Annotated in this window: 2 protein-coding genes; one reads left to right on the top strand and one right to left on the bottom strand. The window is 63.5% G+C overall.

Annotated features, from left to right (window positions below; all coding sequences use genetic code 11):
- The coding region (locus tag EN906_RS35395) for a hypothetical protein (protein WP_164777668.1) at positions 1-221 on the bottom strand (221 nt) is incomplete at its 3' end.
- Between the two features lie 197 nt (positions 222-418).
- Here EN906_RS35395 and EN906_RS35390 point away from each other — a divergent pair.
- Positions 419-865 (top strand): YcgN family cysteine cluster protein, encoded by a 447-nt coding sequence (locus tag EN906_RS35390; protein ID WP_127269028.1) that lies wholly within the window; start codon positions 419-421, stop codon positions 863-865.
- Positions 866-993 lie beyond the last annotated feature (128 nt).

Genomic DNA, 993 nt, shown 5'->3' with positions numbered 1-993 from the left:
TCGGCCTTCTTGCGCTCGCGCTTCTGTTCGGGTTCCGCCTGCTGCTGTTGTGCGCAGGCTTCGCCTTCGGCGCATGCTGCTTGCGCCAGGATGAATGGGGCTGCCGTGCGCTGGGCAAGGCCGGACGCGACACTTCCCTGAAGCGGGAACGCGCCCAACGGCGCGGATGCCATAAGCAGGCCGAGTGCCGTGCCTGCCAGAATCCGTGGTTGGCGTTTCATCGAAATTCTCCTTGTGGGGTCCCATCCTTGCCGAAACCGATCTTGTGCCGATTGGTTCCAGTCTGGCACGGATAGAGGCCGTACGGGGCGATTGACCGACCTTTTGAAGGCAACTTCATGTCATTCACCTGGCGATAGCCGCAATTGCGACCATTGCCGCGCTTGACCTTGCCCGCGGCTGGGGCCACATCCCGGAAATGGAAACGCCATTCTGGAAAACCAAGGCGCTGGAGGCGATGAGCCCGGCCGAGTGGGAATCGCTGTGCGACGGCTGCGGTAAATGCTGCCTTTCGAAGCTTGAGGACGAGGACACCGGCGAGATATACTGGACCAGCGTCGGCTGTCGGCTGTTCGATGCCGAGACCTGCCGCTGTTCGGACTACGTCAACCGGCTGGCGCGCGTTCCCGACTGCGTCGGGCTGACGCCACAGAATGTGCGAACCATCAGCTGGCTGCCCAGCACCTGCGCCTATCGGCTGGTGGCCGAGGGCTGCGACCTCTACTGGTGGCACCGGCTGGTGTCGGGCAGCGCCGAGACCGTGCATGAAGCCGGCATCTCGATGCGCGGCCGGGTCAAGGCGAGCGAAACCGATCTTGCCGAGCCGGAAGACTATTTTGACTATGTACTGGACGAGGAGCCGTAGGACCAGCGGCGGTGAGCAAGAGCCTCGCGTTTGAAGACATTCGGCCAATCCGCGGGGTCGGAACCGGGCGCCGAGTCAGGCGTTCTGGCCTTCACCGAGGGCTGGGGACGATGGCGAATGGCGGGAAC

The sequence above is a fragment of the Mesorhizobium sp. M7A.F.Ca.CA.004.06.1.1 genome (assembly GCF_003999135.1).
In the GTDB taxonomy this organism is placed as follows: domain Bacteria; phylum Pseudomonadota; class Alphaproteobacteria; order Rhizobiales; family Rhizobiaceae; genus Mesorhizobium.
Note: the sequence above shows the minus strand (reverse complement) of the source record. Positions and strands in the feature narration are given on the sequence as shown.